Here is a 24,576-nt window from a genome sequence, read left to right as displayed (position 1 = left end):
ATATGTTTTTTCTTGCATTAATCAGTTCCTTTTTGAATGCAGTGAATGCGCTGTATGCTAAAAAAATAACATTGCAAATGAAAGATAATAATAGTTTTATCGTGACTTCTTTTCTAGTCGTTACTATACTACTTGGCTGTGTAATGCCGTGGTATTATTCATTTTCTGCTACCCCAGTTTCAATGGGTCTGTTATTAATTGTAATTTTATTAGATACAGTGTCAAATGTATCATTTTTCTTAGCGTTAGGACGAATAGAAGTATCTCAACTAGCAGTGTATACTGCGCTGACACCATTATTTACGTTTATTCCAAATAGCATTTTGCATGGATTTGATATACATATTTTAATACCGGTCCTGCTTATTGTTCTTGGTGTGTATTTTCTAAATATTAAAGGGAAAAACTTGTTGTCTCCAATAGTAGAAATTAAAAAGCCTGGAAATTTGTTTGGGGTTGCAGCAGCAGTATCTGCTGGACTCAGTATGGTTCCTACTCAACAGCTGCTTGTTCATGAATTGATCAATGCTCCTACACTTTACTTTTTTAGGGCTACTGGAATTGCACTAATAATCTATTTGTTATATCGTCCGAAAATTTGGTATCCTGGACTGAATAAACATCTTTCAATGCGTGGTGTACTTGCAATTGCTCAATGGATCGCACTGTTTGCTGCTTTAAAGATGGCCGATGGGACTCTAGTTGTAGCTTTAGCCTATACATCGCCAATATTTGCTTTAGTTTTAGCTCGAATTTATTACAAGGAAAAAATTACAGCGGCTAAGTTGATTGCCTGTTGTATTACTATTTTAGGAATTTTATTTATCATAGAATAGTGGAGGAAAAGATGAAAAAAATCCGTTTAGGTCTACTTGGATCGGATGATTCAATTGACGTTATTCAATCTGTTATAAAGGAATACCCTGAATTTGAATGCGTTCCGATCATCTATTGGAGAGAAGAGGAGATTGTTGACCTTCTAAAACCAATTGCAAATAACTTTGATATTTGGCTCTTTTCAGGTAAGGTTCCGTATGCAATAGCAAAAGAATGGGGTGGCATTTCTAAACCGATGTTTTTTACTCCACATACTGGACCGAGTCTCTATAAAACTTTATTACAAATATTCTATCATAACGAGATTGCAATGGAGCAGATCAGCTTTGATAACTTCCAAATGGATGAACTGAAAAGCATTTTGGATGAAGCAGAAATTAAAGCAAATGATCTTTATCTGAAATATTATGAAGGAGAAATTGATGCAAAGATACTTGCCGGATACCATTATGAGTTATGGAAAAGCGGGAAGACGAAAGCAGCAGTTACATGTTTGCGATCTGCACATATTGAACTTGAGAAAATGGGTGTCCCAGTTTATCGAGTACTACCTGCTAAATCAGCTATTGATTCGGTTCTAAATTTAGCGCTTAGAACATATGAGATGTTGCATTTTAAACAAAGTCAAATTGCAGTTCAAATGATTGAAATCGACTCGTTTTTTGGATTGGCGAAGGATACTTTTTCTACCGATGAAATGTATAAAATTGAAATTAAAATGGCTGAGAAGTTACTAGTATACGCCAATAAAATTCAAGGATCACTTAAATCCGCAGGTCCTGGTAGATATGTCATTTTTACAACACGCGGACTATTACAGGATATAACGAATGAGTTTTCTGTTATTCCGAATTTGGAAGATCTGGAAGAGTTAAAGAAAGAAGTAATTACTTGTGGTATTGGAATCGGCAAAACGGCTTACGAAGCAGAAATTCATGCAGGTAGAGCTTTATTTCATGCTAGAGAGCATGGAAAAGGAAGCTGGATGGTTGCTCTCGATAATCAAACGATTGCAGGTCCGTTAGGAAGAGAAGAAAGTATCACATACTCCTATGTTTCAAAAGAACTACAGGAAATTAGCGAAAAAACTTCACTTAGTATTTCTACACTAAGTAAACTAGAGTCAATTCTTCGAAAAATAGGAAAGAGTGAGATTGGAGCACATGAGCTGGCACAGTATATGCAAATCATGCCGAGGAGCGCTCGTAGAATATTAAAAGAATTAGAGGAACAAGGAATTGCTCAGGTGATTGGTGAGGAAACGCCTTATTCACGTGGAAGGCCAAGGAACATTTATAAAATTATTCTGTGAAACGGTAAAGAATGAATTTACCGTTTTTTTTTTATTTCATATTAAATATTCTGAATATTATTACTTAACAAAATAAATAATTAGTGATATAGTTATGGTCATAGCCATAAATAGACCTTAAATAAAGATTAAATGGGAGGAAAAATGATTAATCAGGACCGATTGTGGAATCGCCTTATGGAGTTAGGAGCCATAGGAAAACGAGAGTCTGGAGGGATTACTCGTTTGTCTTTTAGCGAAGAAGAGAGAAAAGCTAAAGACTTGGTTACTACTTATATGATTGAAGCAGGATTAAATGTATATGAAGATACTGTTGGAAATCTTGTTGGACGTAAGGAGGGCAATAACCCAAACGCACCGGTTGTCTTAGTGGGCTCACACGTTGATTCTGTATATAACGGTGGGAACTTTGACGGACCACTTGGTGTTCTATCGGGGATTGAAATCCTACAAACGATGAACGAGCAGGGAATCACAACAGAGCATCCAATTGAAGTGATTGCATTTACCGATGAAGAAGGAGCAAGATTTAGCTTTGGCATGATTGGCAGCCGTGGAATTGCTGGAACGCTCAAACTAGAGGATCTTCAAAATAAGGATAAACAAGGGATTACGATAGCGCAAGCAATGACAGATGCTGGATATGATCCATTATTAATTGAACAGTCAGTTAGAAGTAACGGATCAGTAAAAGCCTATGTGGAATTACATATTGAACAAGGAAAAGTGCTTGAGAACAGTAATTTATCAGTTGGTATTGTTACAGGAATCGCTGGCCCGTTATGGCTTAAATTCATAATTGAAGGAAAAGCAGGACATGCGGGGACAACGCCAATGAATGATCGTAACGATGCCTTAGTTGCTGCATCTCAAATTATTCAACTAATAGAAAAGGAATCATCTAAGACAGGTTCAACGGTTGGAACAGTTGGTCAATTGCAGCTGTTTCCAGGAGGAATCAATATTATTCCTGGGAAGGTAGAATTTACTTTGGACCTCCGCGATGTAAATGAAGAAATTCGTGATCAGGTGGAAAATCGAATTTTAGAAGGGTCGCAAATTTTATGTGAACAACGCGGCGTAGGATTACAAATTGAAGTACTGCAGCGTATTAAACCATCATTATGCTCTAATGAAATTCAGGATATTGCAAAATTAGCGTGTGAAAAAACTGGTGTGGAAACATTATTCCTACCAAGTGGAGCTGGGCATGATTGCATGCAGCTTACAAGTCTATGTCCAATTGGGATGCTTTTTATCCGGTCAAAAGATGGCATTAGCCACAATCCCGCCGAATGGAGTTCAAAGGAAGATTGTACAGACGGTGCTAACGTACTTTATCATACCGTACTTCAGTTATCAAATAATGAATAGAGGAGGAAACAATAATGCAAACAATAGCATTAGACAAATTAGTAGAACAAACAAAAGAGGAAGTAATTGCGTGGAGAAGACATTTCCACCAACATCCAGAGTTATCTTTTCATGAAGAAAAAACAGCTCAATATGTGTATGAAACACTTCAATCTTTCGGAAATTTAGAATTATCACGTCCAACTAAGACAAGTGTTATGGCTCGACTGATTGGGTCGCAGCCTGGAAAGGTGCTAGCTATTCGCGCTGATATGGATGCTTTACCGATCGAGGAGGAAAACACTTTTGAATTTGCCTCTGAAAATCCAGGTGTGATGCATGCTTGTGGGCACGATGGTCATACTGCAATGCTTCTAGGCACGGCAAAGATTTTAACTAGTTTAAAAGAAGAGGTTAAAGGTGAAGTTCGCTTTTTGTTTCAACACGCTGAAGAATTGTTCCCTGGTGGTGCCGAGGAAATGGTACAAGCTGGTGTAATGGATGGAGTAGATATGGTAATAGGCGCACATCTTTGGGCTCCTATGAAACTAGGAAAAGTAGGAGTAGCGTATGGCCCGATGATGGCTGCACCGGATACTTTCTATATCACAGTAGAAGGTAAAGGTGGACATGCAGCACTTCCTCATGACACGATCGATTCAATTGCTGTTGCTGCCCAGGTTGTAACCAATCTTCAACATATCGTTTCAAGAAATACAGATCCACTTGATAATCTAGTTTTATCTGTTACTCAATTTGTAGCTGGTACAACCCATAACGTAATTCCAGGATCAGTTGAAATATGCGGAACTGTTCGTAGTTTCGATGCTGAACTTAGAAAATCGGTTCCTGCACTTATGGAGCGAGTTGTAAAAGGAATAACGGAGGCACATGGTGCACAATACAAATTTAAATATGAGTTAGGATACCGCCCAGTTATCAATAATGACGAACTTACGAAGGCGATCGAAGAAACTGTTCTGGAAGTGTTTGGTGAAGAGACTCTTGAACTAATGAAACCAAACATGGGAGGGGAAGATTTCTCTGCTTACCAACAAAAGGCACCGGGCACTTACTTCTATGTAGGAGCGGGAAATAAAGAAAAAGATATCGTCTATCCGCATCATCATGCTCGTTTTACAATAGATGAGGAAGCATTAGAAATTGGTGTAAACACATTTGTTCATGCTACATTTAAACTTTTAGATTAATAGTTTTTGATTAAGTAGACTCATTTAAATGACTCTACTTAATCTACCTTTTAATATTTCTGAATTTTTGAACTAGTATAAATTTAACATTGGAAGAGGGGAACAATTTTTGAAGATCTATCATTTATTAGCGCTTATTCCATTTATTGCTATTCTCGGTTTTTCATCTTGGGCAAATCAGGTTGATCCATATGTATTAGGAATGCCATTTCTTCTTTTTTGGGTCGTGTTATGGACCGTTATTTCAACACCAATTATGTGGATTATCTACAAATTAGATTCGACAAGTAAGGAGGGCAGATAAGATGAATAGTGCATTAATTATAATATTTCTCTTTCTAGCAGTATCAATCTTTCTAGGGATTCAAGCTAGGAAAGGGAAGGACATGAATCTTGAGCAATGGAGTGTTGGAGGAAGAGGATTTGGTACAATTTTTGTCTTTCTTCTTATGGCTGGTGAAATCTATACAACCTTTACATTCCTAGGTGGAAGTGGTTGGGCGTACGGAAAAGGAGGACCAACTTACTATATCACTGCTTACGGCGCACTTGCTTATATTATGTCTTATTGGTTGCTACCAAAAATTTGGAAATACGCAAAAGAAAATAATTTAATGTCCCAACCGGACTTTTTCGCAAGTAAATACAAAAGTAAAGCCCTTGGAGTTTTAGTTTCACTTGTTGGAGTAGCTGCTGTTATTCCTTACCTGGTTCTACAATTAAAAGGTTTGGGGAGCATTGTTTCAGAAGCTTCTTATGGATTGATTTCACCAACTGTTGCGATTTGGATCGGTGCAATTTCTGTAACAATATACGTGATGATATCTGGTATCCATGGATCTGCTTGGACTGCAGCATTAAAGGATATTATGATTCTAGTTGTTGTACTTTTTCTAGGAATCTATCTTCCTTATCATTATTATGGTGGGTTTCAAGCGATGTTTGAAGCAGTTGATAAAGCAAAACCAGGTTTTCTAACTCTTCCAAAAGAGGGATTAAGTGTATCTTGGTTTAATTCTACAGTTCTTTTAACAGCTATAGGTTTTTATATGTGGCCTCATACATTTGGCTCTATTTACTCAGCTAAAAGTGAAAACGTATTTCGTAGAAATGCTATTATAATGCCTTTATATCAACTTGTATTGCTTTTTGTGTTCTTCGTAGGATTTGCAGCTATTCTTCAAGTTCCTGGATTACAAGGTCCAGCTGCCGATCTTTCTTTATTAAAATTAAGTAAACAATCTTTTAACCCATGGTTTGTCGGAATCATTGGAGGAGCAGGCGTATTGACTGCAATCGTACCTGGTTCAATGATTTTAATGGCATCTGCTACATTAATTTCAAAAAATATTTATAAAGTGTTTGTACCTTCTGCTTCAGAAAAGCAAGTTGCTACTTTAGCTAAATACCTTGTTCCTGCTGTTGCTCTATTCGCAGTTTATTTCACATTTAACGGTGGAACTTCATTAGTAACCCTGCTTTTAATGGGATACAGTCTAGTTACTCAACTATTCCCAACTCTTATCTGTAGTTTAATGAAAAATAACTTTGTAACGAAACAAGGAGCATTTGCTGGTATTCTTACTGGAGTTGCAACAGTTACTTATGTGACTATAAGTAATACAACAATTGGAACATTATTCCCATCACTGCCTCAATACATTAAAGACATGAATATTGGTGTTATTGGTTTAGTTGTAAATCTTGTATTTTTAGTTGTTGTAAGCTTACTTACTAAAAATATTGCGGTTCAAAGTAAGAAAGAAATTGTTGCTTAGTTTAGTATTGAATTGAAACAATGGTGTATCGGGTAAAGTCGGAACCTAGTTTTGACGGAAACATGGAGCAAACCAAATAATATTTATTAAAATTAAAGCTTGTAGACAATGGTAATGTCATTCGTCTACAAGCTTTTTTTGATTTCAGTTGAAAATTAATTTAATCACACCTTTTTTGCAGGCATGTATAGAAATTTCAAGGTGGGACAACAAAAAAATAGTGAACCATATCACTTTAAGCTACTGTGAGTTAAGTAGTAGTAAGGGGAAATGTAAAAAACTACCAAAAAAGTTAACAGAGTTTTCAAATTCCCCAACCGAAATCTTGTTTTCAGAATGATATTCTAAAAATGATATTAGATATTTTTAACAATCCTAGAAGAAAGTTTACCAGTTTTATAGTAATTCTATTAAAATATTTCACATGTTAAAAAAATCTAGTAATAGGTGTTTTTAGAAAGGTAATAAAAAATTATGATTAAAAAATACTTTATCAATAAAGATTTCTCTTTCTTATTTACAGGAAGACTTTTAACAAATATAGGAGATAATCTCTATAATGTTGCGATAATGTGGCTAGTTTACGAATTAACTAACAATAGTTTTTATACCGGTCTTGCAGGAGCACTAGCGTATTTGCCAGAGCTTTTGGCTGTATTTGTAGGTCCAATCGTCGATAGAGGAAATCTGAAGAAAATAATTGTTTTAAGTGAAATTTCACAAATGCTGTTAATTGGTAGCATACCAGTCCTGCACTATATGGATATTTTAAATGTTTACATATTATTGGGTATTATTACTTTAGCAGCAATTTGTATACAGTTTACATATCCTGCGGAAAGTGCTTTGGTTCCTGTTTTGGTAAAAGACAAAGACTTAATGCAAGCAAATGCTCTAATGAACCTAGCTTATCGAGGATCTTCATTAATTTTTAAAAGTCTTTCAGGAGCAATTATTGCTTTAATTGGTACAGTTAATGTTTTTTTAGTAGATGCTTTTACATTTTTAATAGCGGCGGTTTGTTTTTGTTATATCAAGACAAATAAATTGAAAAAAATTAAAGGATTGGAAAGGGCTAATAAAACGAGTTTCAATTTAGAAGGGTATAAAACTGATTTAGTTCTTGGCTTGAAATTTTTAAAAAATCCAGTATTATTTCATTCGAAATTTCCAGGGATTTTAGCAAATTTTATGTTTGCGGCAGCTATAGTAGTTTTGCCTGAGTTTAGTAGAAAAATGGGTGGAGTTTCCTATTACGGATTTTTTCTTGGTGCCTATTCTGTTGGTACTTTAGTGGGTTCCTTTTCTTTCAAAAAGATAGCTAATTACAAAACAGGAACGATCTTATTTATGAGTCAATTGGCAAATGGATTTCTATGGATAACTTCTATAATTTCTATGATTTATGGTTTAAATTACTTATGCCTCCTATTTGTATTTTTATCAGGTATTCCCAGTGGAATATGTAGTAATGCTAGCGTGACAATTACACAAAAAGTAACACCGAATGATATGTTAGGAAGAGTATCTAGTGCAGTAGGTACATTATTAACCATTGGAATGCCTTTAGGTGCACTATTTGGAGGTTATATGGCAGGAATTTATGGGGTACAAATTGTTGTAATGTTGAACGGTATTGGTAGTGTTTTATGTGGCATTTATTGGTTAATTAATAAAACGATTAGAAATTTACCTTCTTTGAACGATTTTAATAATGACGAATCTATTAAACAAACAACTAGTTTATGAATTTCTACCACGGTTTTAAAAACTGTGGTATTTTTGCGGGTGTACTCTAAGAATTTTTAAAATACAAACGTCTTAGAATGTTTTTTAACATTCTAAGACGTTTATCAAATGAAATTACTTCTTAAGCATCATGTATATGTTTTAATAGCGAGCTTAATTTTATATTAGCTTTTTTTATAGATAACTTAAATAGATAAGAAAACACTTTAAATATACTATATCCAATTAACGTTCCTGTAAAATTAAATATGACGTCATTAATATCAACAACTCTATCAGTATAACCATTAAGTAGTCCAATAAGCCCTTGCAATGACTCAATTATGACTCCTATCAATAATCCTGCTATGGCTATTTTTTTAAATGTACCTTTTGTGATAAAAGGAAGTCCAAAACCAAACGGTATTGTCATTAAAACATTAAGTAATGAAATCCTAAAGTCTTGTTTTGTAAGATTTATAAGAGGAACCAAATTCATGTTTCTGAATACATGTTGCCCAATTATATCCCTAAGATGTTGATATGCCATGATTGGAAATTGGGTATAATTTATAAGAGAACATAAATAGATAAACATAATAGAAAAAAAGAATAAATAAACAATATCTTTTTTGAATTTTACCTTTAAAACAAACAATATCATTAATAATATAATTATAGATCCATACAATATCCAGCCAGTATCAAAATCTATCCTTGTTTCCCTCATTTTAGAGAATCTCCTCCAAATCAAACCATTATTACATCTTGACAATACCATACTTTTTTATTTTCTTTCACTACTTATAAGTCAAAATTTAGAAGCTTTTGTGAAGAATATTCTTCAGGAGTAAGCTTTTAAGAATTAGTCAGAACTAACTAAATAGAAACTAGTAAACCAAATCCCCTTCTAAAAACATAGAAGGGGATTATTTATTTTTAAACGCTCCAAAATTAACCTAAGCTCGCTCTCCATTAAAAAACTTTGATTTCTTTTAAGGAAAATTTAAGGTACACAATCCAAAATGACCTTATCAAAAGAAATTAGGAGGAGTAAAAAAAGTATATAAAACAAACTCTGGTATTCGTAGTAAGAGCAATCATTTATTAGAGGGAGTATGTTGTATAAACGAAAGACAGGCCCTGTTTTTAGGTTCGCAAGGATCGGGATTTATGTGAATTAGCTCAAGATTAATTAGTTATAAATTAATCGAATCAATCTCAAAATGGAGAGGAGAAAGGAAATTGAAAAAGTGGGTTATTATTTCAGTTATTGTTGTAGTAGTAGGGGGAGGTAGTGGTTGGTTCATATATAGTAAGAAGAATAATCAAACCCAAAGTGTTATGGCGACAGCACAAACAATAACGGCGCAAAAAGGGAAGTTAGAGGTAGCTGTTACTGGTTCGGGTTCTGTAACAGCAGTGACTGACCAAGATGTTACAGCGGCAGATACGAAGCAGATTGTGGAAAGTGTAAGTGTTACTTCTGGAGAATCAGTAGATAAAGGTGACACACTTGCAACTTTTGAGAATGGTGATGTTGTGACGGCTCCAAAGGATGGAGAAATCACAAAGGTTTACGCGGTAGACGGTAATGGAGTAACACAAGGAAAAGTACTATTTCGTTTGGAAGATGAAGATGGTATAACTTTACCGATTACAAGTGAAGACAGTGGTAGTACCTCTGGAAATTCTAGTACTGGAAATACTGGAGGAAGCAGTTTAGTAGCAGATTCGGTGAGTGTGAAGGAAGGCGATGTTGTAAAAGCTGGAGCAACGCTTGTAACTTTTACTGATGGAAGCATTCTACAGGCACCGGTTTCTGGGACAATTACAAGTCTTGACGTTAAAAGCGGCGATTCAGTGCAAAGTTCAGCGACAGTTGCACATATGACAAATTACAGTTCTTTGGAAACAACAATTAGTGTTGATGAATTAGATATAACAAAGGTAAAAGTTGGACAGTCAGTAAAAATTACAGCAAGTGCTTTTGAGGGGCAAACATTCGATGGAACTGTTTTGAAAGTATCAAATGAAGGAACATCAACAAATGGAGTTTCTACATTTGATGTAACTGTAAAAATTAAAAATCCAAAAAGTTTAAAAATTGGCATGTCAACAGAAGCGAGCATTTCAATTCAAAGTAAAGAAAATGCGTTATACGTTCCAGTAGAAGCTGTGTATAAAAATGGAAATGAAAAATATGTACTAGTTCCAACATCTACTGACGATTCTAATCAATCTACAAAGAAAGTTACTGTGAAAACTGGTATCACGAATGATACGAATGTAGAAATTACAAGCGGACTAACAGAAGGAGAAGCTGTTGAAATACCTAGCGTTCAATCTAGAGGTAATTCTTCTGGTGGATTTATGATGCAAGGCGGCGGATTCCAAGGTGGCTTCTCAGGTGGAGGATTCTCTGGAGGCGGTAACTTCGGAGGAAGAAACTTTGAAAGAAATCAAACTGGTGGCGGACAAGGAGGGAAATAATGACTATGCATGAGCCCATTATTCAAATTAAAAACATGACGAAGATGTATGAACTTGGTGGAGAAACGGTAATGGCTCTTCAGAGTGTATCCCTCGATATCCACAAGGGCGATTTTATATCAATCATTGGCCCATCTGGTTCAGGAAAGTCAACATTTATGAATATGATCGGATGTTTAGATTCACCAGATACTGGAAAATATTTGATTGATAGTGAAGACGTAGGGGAAATGAAGAGCTCGCAACTAGCGACGATACGAAATGAAAAAATTGGATTTATCTTTCAAAATTTTAATCTTATTCCTAAGCTATCAGCGGTTGAAAATGTAGAACTTCCACTCATTTATAGAGGATTGAAAACAGCTGAAAGAAGGGAACTTGCTCTTTCAGCGTTAAAAAAAGTAGGACTTGTTGATCGGGCGAATCATTTACCTACTCAGTTATCAGGGGGGCAACAGCAGCGTGTCGCAATTGCGCGCGCCCTCGCTGGAAACCCTCCAATTTTACTAGCAGATGAACCAACTGGTGCTCTTGATAGTAAAACGAGTCAGGAAATATTGGAGATTATGAATTTATTAAATGAACAAGGACATACGATTATTCTCATTACACATGATTTAGAAGTAGCAAAACAAGCAAGCCGTGTTGTTCGAATTCACGATGGCCAGCTGTTCGAGAATGGAGGCGAATGGTTTGCAGACACTGAAAATGGCGCTTAAAAGCATTAAAGGAAATAAAGTAAGAGCGTTCCTGACAATGCTTGGTATTATTATCGGTGTATCCTCCGTAATTGTTATGGTTGCGATTGGGCAAGGATCAACGAAGGAAGTACAAGATCAAATTGGAAGTTTAGGTACAAATGTCCTTACTGTAAGTGTTACAGGCTCAGATGTTACATTCAAAGAAGATGATGCGAATCAACTTGAGAAAGTCAATGGAGTAGAAGCAATTGCTCCGACTGTCTCAGGAAGAGTAACCGTAAAAAATGGAGAAACGAACGCACAAGTTTCAATGACAGGAACAACTTCTTCTTATTTAAAAGTTAGAGATTTAGAGCTACAATCTGGTCGATTTATCGCAGACTTAGATAATGATAACCATTCAAAAATAGCTGTACTTGGCGCAACAACTGCGCAAACATTATTTGGTTTTGGAAATCCCGTTGGTCAATTTGTTAAGGTCAATGGTACATCTTACAGAGTTGTTGGGGTTCTTGAATCTGTTGGTAGTTCGTTAGGTTCAAGTGGAGACAGTACAATTATTGTTCCCCTTAGCACTGCACAACGCTTAGCATCTACAACTTCAATTGGGTCAGTATATGTTAAAGTAGAAAATGAAGATATGGTTAACTTTACAAAACGTAGAATTGAACAAAAAATGTTTACGATAATTGGTGATGAAGATAGTTATAGTGTGTCTAGTCCTGAAGATTTAATGGAAACAGCTTCATCTGTTAATAAAACAATGACATTAATGTTAGGTGGAAGTGCTGCAATCTCACTTATTGTAGGCGGTATCGGTATTATGAATATTATGCTTGTATCGGTTTCTGAGCGTACAAAAGAAATTGGTATTCGAAAAGCAATTGGAGCAAAACGTGGAAGTATTCTTCTTCAGTTCCTTATTGAATCAATGGTATTAAGTTCTCTTGGCGGAATTATAGGCGTAGGACTTGGGGTAATAAGTGCTCAAATATACACAGTAGCAACAGGAACGACAATTGCATTCTCTGTTCCAGTTATGCTGTTATCATTTGTATTCTCTTTATTAGTTGGAGTAGTATTTGGTGTTTTTCCAGCCAATAAAGCGTCTAAGCTTGATCCGATTCAAGCCCTTCGATATGAATAAAAAAAGAAAGAGGATATCCCAAAATGATGGGGCATCCTCTTTTTATGTTTTTAAATCTGATACTTTTAAGGTTATTTCAAACGATTATTCGAAAACATTCTGTTGGGGGGAATTGATTTATTTAAAAAGACTAGTAGTTTTTGATTTTATCAACATGAGCTAACTGGCTATTTATTTTGCTTGAACTAAAGGTGTTCCGCCTTGAACTGTAACCCAACCAAATTTTTGTCGTGCATCCATTTCCATTTTCTTTAATAACTCTGGAGTGAGTGAATCTGCTAAAATTTTATTTGCTTTAGCATCTGCTTCAGCATTTAGAATTTTTGTTTGGTTTTCGATTTTTGCTTTTTCTTGGTCAGCTAATGCTTTTTTGACATTTAGTTCAGAAGTTGCTAATTGTGCTTGTGACTGCGCCATACCAGCAGGCGAACCTACATGTGTAAAGCCAAACGTACCGACTTCAATACCTTGCTTTGCTAGTTCCGTATCTAATTCAATATTAATTTCTTCGGTAATATCAGCTTGCTTTGAACCTTTAATGTCATTCCAGCTATATTTATGAGTGATTTTGTTTACAACATTTTTCATTGTCGGTTTAACGATATTATTTTTGATGTAACTAATATCTTTTCCACCTACTGATTGATAAAGATTAGCTACATTTTTAGTTGAAATTTTCCACGTTAAATTTGTATTAACCGGTAGTTCTTGTTGATCTCCAGTACCGACAGACCACGCTTGATCAGTATTGCCACCTTCGTGTTTATCATCTGATAAAACTAATGATTGTGTATATGTAGGATACTCCTGCACTGAAACTCCCCAACCAGTCCAATGAAAACCTTGAGGTACTTCAGTAATTTGTCCACTCATATGCTTCTCAATCCCAATGCTACCAACACTAATATGAGACATACCGCCGATCGTATAAATAATGCCTCCTACGATAATGACCCCGCCTACAACAAGACTTCTTAAGCCTTTCACTCTTCATCTCTCCCAATTTCTTTTTTTATTTTTTGAATACGATTATCAAATAATCTACCAATCTTAATAAAAACCTTATAAAAAAGTAGGAAAAGTACAGCACCAATAATAACAACTAAAATTCCGAATTGATAAAAGAAAACCATGTTATTCCCCCAATTGTGGTCGTTAGTTTGTTTTCTATCTTTCATTTCTTATATGCAATTATAGAATGGTTTAAGCCATATTAATAATTAAAATTTGCTAAGAAATATTGGGGGATTTCTGGTTTTTTTAGTTAAATTATTTTTCCGAATTATAGAAGTATTAAGACGCAAAGAATTTGAGAAAATAACCCACTTTCAATAAGAAAACTTACACGAGAAACCATCTGTTTTGGGAGGTTTTTACTTTCAAAATGTAATATACATCAAGTTAATTTCCAAAATATGTACAAAACACCCAATTTTTTTACGATTGAGCTAAAAAAGTAAATCAAAAATTGATCAAAAAAGGCGAAAATAACCCAATATGAAATCAGCAGGAGTTGGACCCAAATTGTAGAATGATTTCTTATTGAAGTGGGAGTAATTTATATTTGTTCAGTTAGTTTTAAGGAGGGGATGGTTAAATTAAAAAAAGATTTATTCGATGAATCATTGCATCACGATAAAATCATAGGAAAACTAAAATTGATATTTTTTTTCAAAATTAAAATTACGTCAACACTCAATATAATAAAGCTAGAGAAAAAGAAGAGCATCAAGTTTTTAGGAGGGGCTAAATGAATATCGAACAGTTAAGACATCTTTTTGAAGTATTAGAAAGTGGTTCCTTTGTAATTGCAGCAAAGAAATTCGACCTTAGTGAAACTGATATTAAAGAATCAATTATTAGTTTAGAAATTGAACTAGGAGTAAGATTAATTGAGTGTGATATGGATTCAAGAGTGATCCCCTCATTTGAAGGACTACAAATTATTCCAATCATAAAGGATATAGTTTTGAATATAAAGGAACTGGAAGAAGAAATTAAAGCATTTAATAATAAATCTTCCGTTAATCGCAATTTGATGTATGACGTAAGTATTTTATAGAATTAAAAAAGAAGGCTTCATTTAAGGAGCCTTCTTTTATTCTGTCTCAAATAAGACTTTTCCCGTCTTAGTAGTATCATAATCTCCTATGGAATCGATCTCAGATTGAAACTGATGGGAAGATAAGATATCTTTTACAATATTTATGAGATGTGCATTTTTAGCATTTTTTAAAATAACTAGGTCATACTGTTCTGTTATTAAAGGAATAAAATCAATTCCAATCATTTTAGCAGCCTTTTCAATTCCGACTCCGACATCTCCTACCCCTGTCGCAACGGCAGCGGCTACACTTAAATGATTATTTTCTTCATGCTCATATCCTTTTATGTATTTATAAGAAATATCGTTGATTCGCAGTTGTTCGTCTAGTAGAATTCGTGCTCCTGAACCTTTTTCCCTATTAATGATTTTTACATCTTCCCGGTTCAAATCACTCCATGAGGTAATATTTAAAGGGTTACCCTTTTTAACGTATAAGCCTGCTTTTCTGGAAAGAAGATTCATTAAAATATAAGGATTGCCCACTAAAATTTTTTTTAGATATGGAAGATTATATTCACCTGTATCTCCATCAAACAGATGTAAACTAACGATGTCGCATTCGTCATTATACATTGAAATTAGGCTGTTTAAGCTTCCTGTAAAGGATCTTAACGATTTATAAGTTGAATTTTTCTCAATATGTTTCCCAAGAATATCTAAAACTAAGTCTTGTCCACTAATAACTATATTATTGGTTTCTTTTGGATTGCTTCTGTGAGGTTCGAAAACAGAGGCAGATAATGTAGTAGGCTGATTTGTTTTATGATTTTTTATATAATTATCCAAGTCATTTGCTGCAATTCTCATCTGTCTTCCCACTCGGAACACAGGTAATTCGCCTTTTTTTACAAGGTCATAAATGGTTAATTTCGATACTTTTAAAAACTGTGACACTTCTTCAATCGTATAAGAAAGTTCCATCGTCATTTACATCCCTCCAGTCTTTATTTTACCCTAAGGCATTTTAAAAAGTATATTCCAAATAATTTTAATGAAAATTTAAAAATTTTATTTCTTAATTAGATATAACTAAATATAATTAGATATAACTGGATTTAATTTAAAACACGAAAGGCAGATGAATGATGAAGAAACTTTATTCTTTAATTTTTTCGATGATGTTATTAGGACTAGTTGTATCTGGTTGTTCAACTAATGACCAAGCTAAAAAAACAACTGACACGAAACAAGAAGTTTCGCAAAAGAAAGTAGAACTGACTATTTCAGCAGCAGCTAGTTTGCAAGATGCACTAAATGATATTAAAGCAAATTTTGAGAAGTCTAATCCTAATGTGAAAATTAATTTTAATTTTGGTGCATCAGGAGCACTACAACAACAAATTTCTCAAGGAGCACCGGTAGATCTTTTCTTCTCGGCAGCAGAGGACAAATTTAATAACCTAGTACAAGAAGGACTAATTGATAAGAGTCAAGGTAAAGATGTGGTTGGGAATGAATTAGTGCTAGTCGTACCAAAAGATTCAACTAAAGCAATTAACTCATTCGAAGATATTACGAAGGCAGATAAAGTTTCAATCGGTACTCCAGAAGCTGTTCCAGCTGGACAATACGGTAAAGAAACATTAGAAAACTTAAATATCTGGAAATCTATTGAAGGAAAAGTAGTATATGGTAAGGATGTTAGACAAGTACTTTCATATGTTGAAACAAATAATGTAGATGCAGGTATTGTTTATAAAACAGATGCATTAACTTCTTCAAAAGTAAAAATTGTAGCGACAGCAGCTGAAAATACACATGATCCAATTATTTATCCATTAGGTGTAATTAAAAATAGTAAACAACCTAAAGAAGCTCAATTATTCTATGAATATCTTCAAAATGCTGAATCGATGAACATTTTAGAGAAGTATGGGTTTAAAGGACTGTAATTAAGTCAGAGCATATTATTGATATCTAGATCGATGATACACTGTGACGACTAGAACAGTAGTGAAATCGGACTGTAATAGTAAAAAATAAAACCTGAGCAGATTACGTTAAGTAGGCTGTTCAGGTTTTTTTCTATATGTTGCTAATACATTTAGTCAAGGAAGCCGGGAGATATTTGTGAAAGGAGCAACAAGCCCGTCGGTGAAACCATCAAACAAGAGTGCAATACTAAATGCGAACTAATCATTTCATTTGGAAGGCAAATGTTCCAAACCATCAGTGTGTAAATTCTTTTATTGATATATTAAATAGTTTACGATCTCTTTTCCCTTTTTGCCCAATTAGCCAATACCAGTTTTGACCAATATAAAAAGAGTTCGCTACTAATTGCTCAATATACTTTGAAATAATATCTTTTATTTTTTCTTTTTCAATTTTATTTTTGAATGATAGAGCAACAACGAAATATGGCTTTTCATTGTCAAACTCAAGTAATTGAAGGAAGTATTTACCACCTTTTCTTTCATTAAATTCTTCCAATACATGATCTATGCTTTTTCGTACGTCAATATTGTATTTAGTTGCATCATCCCAATTTGTTATTTGAGCGTCATTTAATGAAACGGTTAAGATGTAATACATAGCATACTCTTTAGGATTAAATTTTAATTTATCAAATTTATATTGATATAATGGTGGAACAACAAATTTTTCATAGTCAGCAAAAAAATCTTCAGTCATATCATATACCTACTTTTTAAAAATTTTGAAGTTTGAATTGTCATCTAAATGTTTTATATATCGAACTTTTTATTTATAGTTTTTCCTAATCTTTCCAAAAATAGACAAAAGGATAGTGAAGAAAAAATTAGAAAAATAAAAAAGTGAAGGCTTTCTCAATGAAAGCCTTCACTTTTTCAGTGGTCTCCCTCGTCGGTTGGCAGACACCATATTTAGCTTTTTTCCAAAATCAAAAAAGAGAAACCCCGAAATGGACTTTCCCTCATGAACAGCTATACGATATGCTGACTACCAAAAACATTTTAGCAGTTTACAGTATGATAACTCTGCTTAGAATTAAACCCGAGTTTGTTGCTTTTTAATTTACTTACTAAGGCCAATGCAACCACCAAGCAATGGTAAATAGATTATGGCATTATGAATATTTTTAGATATTGAGTTGGTACAAAATTTATTTGTTTATCATTTTTCAAGATTCCCTAAAACTTTTAATTCTAACTAAAAAAATCCCTTTAAGTAGATGCTATGGTAAAACAACCTCTACTTAAAGGGGGATATATAGAAAGGGGATTATAACAATTTAAAATAGATATTAACACTCGTTGCTAATAAGTTTTCCTTGTTCAGTTAGTTTTATAAGCGCAGCATACCCGATTCCTTTTTTAATAACTGTCGCCATTCCTTCATTTACAAGTAAATTTAATAATTTAAGCTCGTCTTTGTTTAATTTTGTATAACGATAATAACCATTGCCAATTTTGTGCATTAATCTTCCTTCGCTTGTCATACCTAAAACAGTTGTCATGCTGATTCCTTCTTTCGAAAGTTGATTAGATTGATTTTTACATAACTATCGTATATTGTTCGTTAAGATTTGTCTGTGGATAATTTGTGAAAACTTTAACAAACTTTTAATTGAAAATTTAATGCTTAATAGTAAACAGAATAGACTTGTAAGAAATTGGAAGGATAAACGTATTTTCATCCCGCCATACTATTTTTGTGTCAAAAAAATGGAGGTGTGGGTATGTCATTTCAAAATCGTGGTATTGGACATCCTGAACATCATGATGATCCAAATAAATTACATATTATCGCTGTAAGAAAAAATGGCGATGGTGATATTACAGATGTAAAATTTCAAAACGGTGAAATTGTTGGAATTGAGCAAGCAATTGCAATGGCAGAACTTGAACAAATTGAAGATGTTAACACAGGATTAACGCGTGGTGAGAATCCACATAAAACACTTCGTTCGTATCCCGACGGAGATCCAACGAATAATTTAAGTAATCTCCCTAATTTTTAATTTTTTATATCTTTTATATGACGATGAATGGTGCACGAGTTTTCGTGTGCCTTTTCATTTTAATTAAGGAAGTATAAATTGGCAGCGGAGAAGAAAAAACGACGCAGTTTCCAATTTTAGGAATTAAGTATAAGTGCAACTACCCCTCTGTCTTCGCCAATCGGTGAGTTTTCTTTATTTGAGTAATTTAAAGGAAAATGGAAATTTTAATTAAAGAAGACAAAAAATACCAATAAGGTTGGGAACCAATTTGAAAAAAGTATATTTATTTCTTTCGCTAGTGTTTTGTTTAGTAATCGGAAATTATTTAGTTGCTTCAAAAAATACTGTTAAAGGTGAAAGTAAATCATCCCTGATCTATCAAAATGATAAACCAAATAAAGTAACAGAAGACCTTCGAGCATTATATAAACAAAAAGCAAAAGAAGGTAGAACTGCAACGTTAGAGCAAAAACGAATTGAAATTGAAAAACAAATAGTGCCGACTCCTTCGAATATTAAAATAAAAGGAGAAACAATTGAAGGGACAAAAGCGGAATGGTTAATACCGGACAAATCTCCCGAAGATAAAATTGTTTTTTATGTACATGGTGGAGGGTGGTCTAGAGGTGGGTTAGTATATTCAAGAAATCTAGGAACAATCTTAGCAAGAGAGACAGGCTATAGAGTATTAACAATTCAGTATAGACTTTCACCAGAAAATCCATATCCTGCAGGTTTAACAGATGTTGAAAAGGTCTATAATTCTCTAGTCAAAAAATTTGGTCCGAAGTCAAAAGTTGTAATTGTCGGGGATAGCGCGGGTGGTAATTTGACATTTGCATTATTAAATCAATTAAAAACGTTAAATGGAAAATATCCGTCTGCTGTAGTTGGAATCTCTCCGGCGACTGACTTAACGAAAGAAAGTCAATTATACACCTCTGATTTTGATAGTATTCACGCAAATTATCACGGAAATGATATTAATATTATTGATACATATGTAGGAAATAATGATCGGAAAAATCCTTTAATTTCACCTTTATATGGTGATTTAAAAGGCCTACCACCAATGCTTATACACGCTGGTGCAAGGGAAGAGCTATTGGACGATATTTTAGCATATGCTGCTGAAGCGAATTTTCAAGGTGTAGAAGTGACATGTAAAGTCTGGAGAGGTATGTTTCATGATTTTCAGTTAATGGACAAGGCTTCACCGATTAGTAAGCAAGCGAACACTGAAATTGCGCAGTTTATAAAACAACAACTTGGAACATAGAAAGTGGTTTATTTCTGTTAATTAATGGCATTTTTCCATCAAAGGAAAGATGTTTTTTTGTGTAAATATTGATAATAAGACGAATTTCAAGAGAATATTAGATTTTCTTAATTTAATATTAATATTTCTAATTTTATTAGAAAATTCTGATTATGTATACTAATAATAGTAAATGGGGAAGGAGCTCGAATAAGGTCGAAATTTAACAAATTATCCGTATCTAGAACACATCTTGTAATGGGACCTGATCGAATTCTATCAAAATATTATATTTTGTTTTCAGGATAACTGGATAAATGGGGAAGAAGTATTTATAGAAAAATTTTAAAAAATGTGGAAAGAATGTTGTCTTAATACAAAGAGAGGGCAATAGATCCATAAAAATGCGATTCACTTAAATTTTGAAATCAAAGTAGTAGACAATTTCCCAACAATATTAACAAACAAGAAAAAAATAGTAAAACAACAAACAAAAAAATAATTGATGAGGGGAACAACGGAGAATGAAGAAAAAGCAAACAAGCAAACTGCTAGTAGGCGCACTTACTGCTAGTTTCGTATTTTCACAAACTCATATGTTCAATGTATTTGCACAAGGCCCAACTAAATTAGATGGTGCTGTAGAAAATCTTAAATCTAATGTAGAAAGCAAATTGAATCTTACTGCGGAACAACGTCAAGCTCTTAAAAACATTGACAAGTTCAATGCACGAGGACTTCATTTAGCGGATGACGTGGATTTAGATAGTTCAAAAACTGTATCAGTGATCGTTGAGTTCAAGAACAAACCAAAGAAAGTAGCTATGCTTGAAGCGGCTGTAAATGGACAAACCCTATCTTCTTCGGAAGCACAGAGCGATGTAGACAACGACCATGCAACATTTAAAACTGATTTAGAAAATGCATTTTCTTCAAAATCAGACGGGACGTACAAAGTAACTCGAGAATTCAAAACCGCATTCAACGGAATAACACTTAAAGTTCCTGCAAACAAACTTCAAACGTTAGTTCAATCAGGAGCTGTTAAAGCAATCTACAGCAACCAAACTGTCCAACTAGATGAGCCTAAGTCGCCTAATTCGGAATCACTTAATACTGAAGGAAGCACACATGGAATGGCAGCTGAACGTTCTTACCTTAAAATAGACCAACTTCACAAAGAAGGTTTTACTGGTAAAGGCGTTAAAGTCGGTATCCTTGATACAGGGATTGACTACAACCATCCTGACTTAAAAGATGCTTACAAAGGTGGTTATGACTTTGTTGATAATGACAACGACCCAATGGAAACAACTTATGCTGATTGGGTAAAAGCTGGTAAACCACTTATCAATGGTGGAGTTGATCCATACTATACTGAACACGGAACTCACGTAGCAGGTACAATTGCTGGTCGAGGAAAAGCAAATAGCGATGTTTCAACTTTAGGTATTGCTCCTGATGCTGATATCTATTCTTATCGTGTACTTGGCCCTGGTGGTGGCGGTACATACGATGCAATTATTGCTGGTATTGATAAAGCTGTTCAAGATGGTATGGATGTAATCAACCTATCTTTAGGTGCAGCTTACAACGATCCATTAACACCTCAAAGTATGGCAATTAACTATGCTGTATTAAGTGGTGTAACAGCTATCGTTGCTGCAGGTAATTCTGGCGATGCAATGTACACTGTAGGAAATCCTGGTAATGCAGCTTTAGCATTAACAGTAGGTGCAAGTGATGTACCAACAACGATTCCGACAATGAAAGGTCATGATGACACTGTAAACTTCGACATGCAGTTAGTAGCAAGAGGATTTTATGACAATATCGCATCATTAGCAAATAAAACATATCAAATTGCACGTATTGCTGCACCTGGTGCATCTTACAACTATACTAATTTAGATGTTACTGGCAAAGTAGTACTAGTTGCTCGTGGTGCAACTACAATCAACGATAAAATCTTACAAGCTAAATTAAAAGGTGCAGCGGCAATCCTGATCTACAACAACGACACGAATGGTTATATGCCATTCTATTTAGCAGAAGGTGCGGACTTTATCCCAACATTTAACTTAACAAATGCTGATGGTCTTGCATTACAATCAAAAATTTTAAGCGGTAAAACAGAATTTACTTTTAGCGACTTAGCTCAAATCACAACAAAAGGTGATGAGTTAGCATCGTTCAGTTCTCGTGGACCATCTCGAGTAACGTATGATATCAAACCAGAAGTTACAGCTCCAGGTGTAAGCGTACTATCAACTGTTCCTGGATTTGTGCATAGCCCAGATAATCCAACTGATTACACATATGCATATGATCATATGTCAGGAACATCAATGGCAACTCCATTTGTAGCAGGTGTTGCAGCATTGTTAAAAGGAGCTAATCCCAACTTACAACCAGAAGATATCAAAGCGCTTTTAATGAATACAGCTGACCCATTAAGCAAGACTTACTCTGTATACGAAGTTGGTGCAGGTCGAGTTGATCCAATGCAAGCATTACACGCATCAACTGAAATCAAAGTAAAAGATACAACACCAATTATGATTAATGGAAAATTAAAAAACTATAAAGAAACAACAAGTTCTTTAAGTTATGGTAATGTAGCTTATACTGGCCAAGATTTAGTTAATACTCGTAAAGTAACAATTGAGAACAACAGTTTAACACCAAAAACGTTTGATGTGAAAGTGTCATATCAAACAGACGCAAGAGGTTCTAAAGATGCAACGAAAAATGGTGTATCTGTTTCCTTTGACAGTTCATTCAAAGTGCCTGCATACGGTAAAGTAACAAAGGATGCAACCTTAACTATTCCGAAAACGGCTGAAAAAGGAATCTATGAAGGATATGTAACGTACACAAATCGTAGCAACCTAGCTGAAACATATCGTGTTCCATTCGGAGTTCACTTTGTTGAAGAAGGAATTAAAGAAGTTACTCTTTCTCGTAACTCGATTTCAAATGACCGTAATCAGTTTTCTATGGTTACGGACCCAGGAATAAATGCAACGATGACATTAAATTCTCATATGAGATATATATACTCAATTCTAACTGACGCAAAAACAGGTGAGGATTTAGGACTAGCGAATTCATTCGATGGAATGTCTTTCGAAGAAGGTAAACCAATTCTTTTCGTTCCGTTCTCTGGATACATCTTTCCGTTCGCTGATAGTACTCACCAAACTATTAATAATGTGGCTACTTTACCAAGAGAAGGTCATTACAAACTAAAACTCGTTGGTGTAAATGATGAGGGGAAAGAATTTGTTAATTCACAAGATCTATTCATTGACAACACAGGTCTTGATAAATTCGAAGTGAAAGTACCAGGCGAAAAAGAAGGTAGCCCATTCGTCGAATTCAAGAAAGGTGACAAGACAATTCCGGTTACTGCTTCTATCCATGACCAAATGGTCGATCAAATGAGAGCGGCTGGTATCAATGTTAATCAAGGTACAAATGGACTTCCTTATTCTTGGAACAGCAACAAAATCACTGGAAAGCTAAATCTAGATGAAAACGGAAATGGTGCAGACGAAATCGCATTAACTGCACCAATCACTCAAATGATCTTTGTTGGTGGCGACCAAGCAACATTCGCTAACGCTCAGAAAACATACTACTTTGTTCAAGATGATTACTCATATGTATACGGTCAACCACAAGGTCCGACTCGTTACAATCAAATGATTACGCATTATGGAGATACAAGAACAGTTACGCTAACTGCAAACAATGTAAGCAAAGTAAAACAAGCTAAATATAATTTAACTGCAGACTCAATTGATACAAAGGTTTTAGACGTTAAATTAACTCCTGAAGCGCAAGCATTAGGCGGTGTATTAACGACTTCAACAACAGCTGGAACTCAAACAGCTATCAACACTAGTGTTACTGTTACATTCGACGGAACAAAAGAAGTAACAGGAGATATTCCAATGGTCGATGTAACATTTAAAATTCAAAACCCGCAAGTCGTTAAACATAATTCAAGTTTAAAATTTGACGGCTCGCCACAATTTACAAATATTGATGGTGCCGTATCAAGACCTATAGGTGTTATGGCAACAATTGTTATTTTACCGAAGTTCTCTTCTCAAAGTGGATATGTATATGCTCAAGGTTTATACAAGAATGGTAAATTCGATGACTCTAATACTAGAGACTACACTTTAACTGGAATGAAGGCGTACATTCTAGACAAAGATGGAAAAACGTATCCTGGCACAATCTCTAAAATCGGTCAATATTTTGTAAGTGGACTACCACTTACTCATGATGATATGACAGTTGTGTTTGATGTTCCTGGACACTTTACTACGTACACTGATTTCCATGGTTTATATGAGAATATAGAAGGTGAAGAATACGGAGTAGCTGGTTACCTTGGCTCGGATGTTAATAAAGCAATTGGCGGTGACGTTAATAAAGACAACGTAATCGACATTCTGGATGCACTTGAAATACAAACATATTGGGGAACAAACAAGCGTAGTACAGACATCAACTGTGACGGTACAACAGATGTAAATGACTTTGCATATGTTTACTATAACTTTGGAATGGGTAACCCAACAAACCCAAATGCAAATCCAAAAGCTAAGAAAACTTATAAAGGTCAAACGTTGGACAGCATCATCGTAGAATTAGGGTTAAATTAATTTAATTGGTAGCCTAAACAGCTTTAGAGTTGTTTAGGTTACTA

General features: G+C 34.5%; 21 protein-coding genes. 15 read left to right on the top strand and 6 right to left on the bottom strand.

All coding sequences use genetic code 11. From position 1 onward, the window contains the following. Positions 1 to 2 precede the first annotated feature (2 nt). The 7 genes from CN601_RS15590 (at position 3) to CN601_RS15560 (ending at position 8,240) form a co-directional block, all read left to right on the top strand. Complete coding sequence (locus tag CN601_RS15590; RefSeq protein WP_098116981.1) at positions 3 to 836, top strand: DMT family transporter; 834 nt, start codon at positions 3 to 5, stop codon at positions 834 to 836. An 11-nt stretch (positions 837 to 847) separates the two neighbouring features. Further along, positions 848 to 2,149: a transcriptional regulator gene (locus CN601_RS15585; RefSeq protein ID WP_098171568.1), complete on the top strand. Its 1,302-nt coding sequence runs from the start codon at positions 848 to 850 to the stop codon at positions 2,147 to 2,149. 144 nt (positions 2,150 to 2,293) lie between these two features. Beyond that, positions 2,294 to 3,523, top strand: coding sequence for a Zn-dependent hydrolase (locus CN601_RS15580; RefSeq protein ID WP_098116983.1), 1,230 nt, complete (start codon positions 2,294 to 2,296; stop codon positions 3,521 to 3,523). A 14-nt stretch (positions 3,524 to 3,537) separates the two neighbouring features. Beyond that, entirely contained in the window at positions 3,538 to 4,713 is a 1,176-nt protein-coding gene (locus CN601_RS15575; protein WP_098171567.1) for a M20 family metallopeptidase, read from the top strand. A 109-nt stretch (positions 4,714 to 4,822) separates the two neighbouring features. After that, the gene (locus CN601_RS15570) at positions 4,823 to 5,017 is read left to right on the top strand and encodes a DUF3311 domain-containing protein (RefSeq protein ID WP_098171566.1); all 195 of its coding nucleotides are present in this window, start codon (positions 4,823 to 4,825) and stop codon (positions 5,015 to 5,017) included. A gap of 1 nt (position 5,018) precedes the next feature. Beyond that, positions 5,019 to 6,491 (top strand): sodium:solute symporter family protein, encoded by a 1,473-nt coding sequence (locus tag CN601_RS15565; RefSeq protein WP_098116986.1) that lies wholly within the window; start codon positions 5,019 to 5,021, stop codon positions 6,489 to 6,491. Positions 6,492 to 6,965: 474 nt separating this feature from the next. Continuing rightward, positions 6,966 to 8,240, top strand: a complete 1,275-nt coding sequence (locus CN601_RS15560; protein ID WP_098171565.1) for an MFS transporter — start codon at positions 6,966 to 6,968, stop codon at positions 8,238 to 8,240. Positions 8,241 to 8,361: 121 nt separating this feature from the next. On the opposite strand, the gene CN601_RS15555 is transcribed toward CN601_RS15560, so the two are convergent. Continuing rightward, positions 8,362 to 8,949 carry a VanZ family protein gene (locus CN601_RS15555; protein ID WP_179865569.1) on the bottom strand — a complete coding sequence of 196 codons (588 nt, stop codon included), beginning with the start codon at positions 8,947 to 8,949 and terminating at the stop codon, positions 8,362 to 8,364. Positions 8,950 to 9,464: 515 nt separating this feature from the next. Between CN601_RS15555 and CN601_RS15550 the strand changes: the two genes are divergently transcribed. From CN601_RS15550 to CN601_RS15540, 3 genes are read left to right on the top strand one after another with little or no spacing between them, the layout of a single operon-like run. Then, positions 9,465 to 10,712, top strand: a complete 1,248-nt coding sequence (locus CN601_RS15550; RefSeq protein ID WP_098171563.1) for an efflux RND transporter periplasmic adaptor subunit — start codon at positions 9,465 to 9,467, stop codon at positions 10,710 to 10,712. Between the two features lie 5 nt (positions 10,713 to 10,717). After that, the gene (locus CN601_RS15545; protein ID WP_098117330.1) at positions 10,718 to 11,431 is read left to right on the top strand and encodes an ABC transporter ATP-binding protein; all 714 of its coding nucleotides are present in this window, start codon (positions 10,718 to 10,720) and stop codon (positions 11,429 to 11,431) included. Further along, positions 11,421 to 12,560 carry an ABC transporter permease gene (locus CN601_RS15540; RefSeq protein WP_098171590.1) on the top strand — a complete coding sequence of 380 codons (1,140 nt, stop codon included), beginning with the start codon at positions 11,421 to 11,423 and terminating at the stop codon, positions 12,558 to 12,560. Before CN601_RS15545 ends, CN601_RS15540 begins: the two co-directional genes overlap by 11 nt. A gap of 171 nt (positions 12,561 to 12,731) precedes the next feature. On the opposite strand, the gene CN601_RS15535 is transcribed toward CN601_RS15540, so the two are convergent. Next, entirely contained in the window at positions 12,732 to 13,547 is an 816-nt protein-coding gene (locus CN601_RS15535; protein ID WP_098116989.1) for an SPFH domain-containing protein, read from the bottom strand. Further along, entirely contained in the window at positions 13,544 to 13,693 is a 150-nt protein-coding gene (locus tag CN601_RS26970; protein WP_172445867.1) for a hypothetical protein, read from the bottom strand. Before CN601_RS26970 ends, CN601_RS15535 begins: the two co-directional genes overlap by 4 nt. A gap of 617 nt (positions 13,694 to 14,310) precedes the next feature. Here CN601_RS26970 and CN601_RS15530 point away from each other — a divergent pair. Next, a complete protein-coding gene (locus CN601_RS15530; RefSeq protein WP_098116990.1) occupies positions 14,311 to 14,622 on the top strand; it encodes a LysR family transcriptional regulator in 312 nt (103 codons plus the stop codon). 36 nt (positions 14,623 to 14,658) lie between these two features. On the opposite strand, the gene CN601_RS15525 is transcribed toward CN601_RS15530, so the two are convergent. Next, complete coding sequence (locus CN601_RS15525; protein ID WP_098171562.1) at positions 14,659 to 15,594, bottom strand: substrate-binding domain-containing protein; 936 nt, start codon at positions 15,592 to 15,594, stop codon at positions 14,659 to 14,661. 158 nt (positions 15,595 to 15,752) lie between these two features. Between CN601_RS15525 and modA the strand changes: the two genes are divergently transcribed. Next, entirely contained in the window at positions 15,753 to 16,559 is an 807-nt protein-coding gene (modA, locus tag CN601_RS15520; protein ID WP_098171589.1) for a molybdate ABC transporter substrate-binding protein, read from the top strand. Between the two features lie 277 nt (positions 16,560 to 16,836). Here the strand turns inward: modA and CN601_RS15515 are convergent, their stop codons facing one another. Together CN601_RS15515 and CN601_RS15505 are read right to left on the bottom strand one after the other, a co-directional pair. Then, complete coding sequence (locus tag CN601_RS15515; protein ID WP_098116993.1) at positions 16,837 to 17,301, bottom strand: hypothetical protein; 465 nt, start codon at positions 17,299 to 17,301, stop codon at positions 16,837 to 16,839. Between the two features lie 592 nt (positions 17,302 to 17,893). Beyond that, positions 17,894 to 18,106, bottom strand: a complete 213-nt coding sequence (locus CN601_RS15505) for a hypothetical protein (RefSeq protein WP_098171560.1) — start codon at positions 18,104 to 18,106, stop codon at positions 17,894 to 17,896. Between the two features lie 222 nt (positions 18,107 to 18,328). Between CN601_RS15505 and CN601_RS15500 the strand changes: the two genes are divergently transcribed. The 3 genes from CN601_RS15500 to CN601_RS15490 all read left to right on the top strand — a co-directional run bounded on the left by CN601_RS15500 (position 18,329) and on the right by CN601_RS15490 (position 24,532). Continuing rightward, entirely contained in the window at positions 18,329 to 18,610 is a 282-nt protein-coding gene (locus CN601_RS15500) for a DUF3892 domain-containing protein (RefSeq protein WP_098171559.1), read from the top strand. Between the two features lie 250 nt (positions 18,611 to 18,860). Continuing rightward, a complete protein-coding gene (locus tag CN601_RS15495) occupies positions 18,861 to 19,871 on the top strand; it encodes an alpha/beta hydrolase (protein ID WP_179865568.1) in 1,011 nt (336 codons plus the stop codon). A 503-nt stretch (positions 19,872 to 20,374) separates the two neighbouring features. After that, positions 20,375 to 24,532 (top strand): S8 family serine peptidase, encoded by a 4,158-nt coding sequence (locus CN601_RS15490; protein WP_098171557.1) that lies wholly within the window; start codon positions 20,375 to 20,377, stop codon positions 24,530 to 24,532. The last annotated feature ends 44 nt before the right edge of the window (positions 24,533 to 24,576 follow it).

It is taken from the genome of Bacillus sp. AFS017336 (assembly GCF_002555445.1).
In the GTDB taxonomy this organism is placed as follows: Bacteria; Bacillota; Bacilli; order Bacillales; family Bacillaceae_G; genus Gottfriedia.
This window is presented reverse-complemented; position numbering and strand designations above follow the sequence as displayed.

Coding starts and splice junctions, on each gene's coding strand:
- CN601_RS15590 (WP_098116981.1), top strand. CDS start 3: ATGTTTTTTCTTGCATTAATCAGTTCCTTTTTGAATGCAGTGAATGCG.
- CN601_RS15585 (WP_098171568.1), top strand. CDS start 848: ATGAAAAAAATCCGTTTAGGTCTACTTGGATCGGATGATTCAATTGAC.
- CN601_RS15580 (WP_098116983.1), top strand. CDS start 2,294: ATGATTAATCAGGACCGATTGTGGAATCGCCTTATGGAGTTAGGAGCC.
- CN601_RS15575 (WP_098171567.1), top strand. CDS start 3,538: ATGCAAACAATAGCATTAGACAAATTAGTAGAACAAACAAAAGAGGAA.
- CN601_RS15565 (WP_098116986.1), top strand. CDS start 5,019: ATGAATAGTGCATTAATTATAATATTTCTCTTTCTAGCAGTATCAATC.
- CN601_RS15560 (WP_098171565.1), top strand. CDS start 6,966: ATGATTAAAAAATACTTTATCAATAAAGATTTCTCTTTCTTATTTACA.
- CN601_RS15555 (WP_179865569.1), bottom strand. CDS start 8,949: ATGAGGGAAACAAGGATAGATTTTGATACTGGCTGGATATTGTATGGA.
- CN601_RS15545 (WP_098117330.1), top strand. CDS start 10,718: ATGCATGAGCCCATTATTCAAATTAAAAACATGACGAAGATGTATGAA.
- CN601_RS15540 (WP_098171590.1), top strand. CDS start 11,421: ATGGCGCTTAAAAGCATTAAAGGAAATAAAGTAAGAGCGTTCCTGACA.
- CN601_RS26970 (WP_172445867.1), bottom strand. CDS start 13,693: ATGGTTTTCTTTTATCAATTCGGAATTTTAGTTGTTATTATTGGTGCT.
- CN601_RS15530 (WP_098116990.1), top strand. CDS start 14,311: ATGAATATCGAACAGTTAAGACATCTTTTTGAAGTATTAGAAAGTGGT.
- CN601_RS15525 (WP_098171562.1), bottom strand. CDS start 15,594: ATGACGATGGAACTTTCTTATACGATTGAAGAAGTGTCACAGTTTTTA.
- modA (WP_098171589.1), top strand. CDS start 15,753: ATGAAGAAACTTTATTCTTTAATTTTTTCGATGATGTTATTAGGACTA.
- CN601_RS15515 (WP_098116993.1), bottom strand. CDS start 17,301: ATGACTGAAGATTTTTTTGCTGACTATGAAAAATTTGTTGTTCCACCA.
- CN601_RS15505 (WP_098171560.1), bottom strand. CDS start 18,106: ATGACAACTGTTTTAGGTATGACAAGCGAAGGAAGATTAATGCACAAA.
- CN601_RS15500 (WP_098171559.1), top strand. CDS start 18,329: ATGTCATTTCAAAATCGTGGTATTGGACATCCTGAACATCATGATGAT.
- CN601_RS15490 (WP_098171557.1), top strand. CDS start 20,375: ATGAAGAAAAAGCAAACAAGCAAACTGCTAGTAGGCGCACTTACTGCT.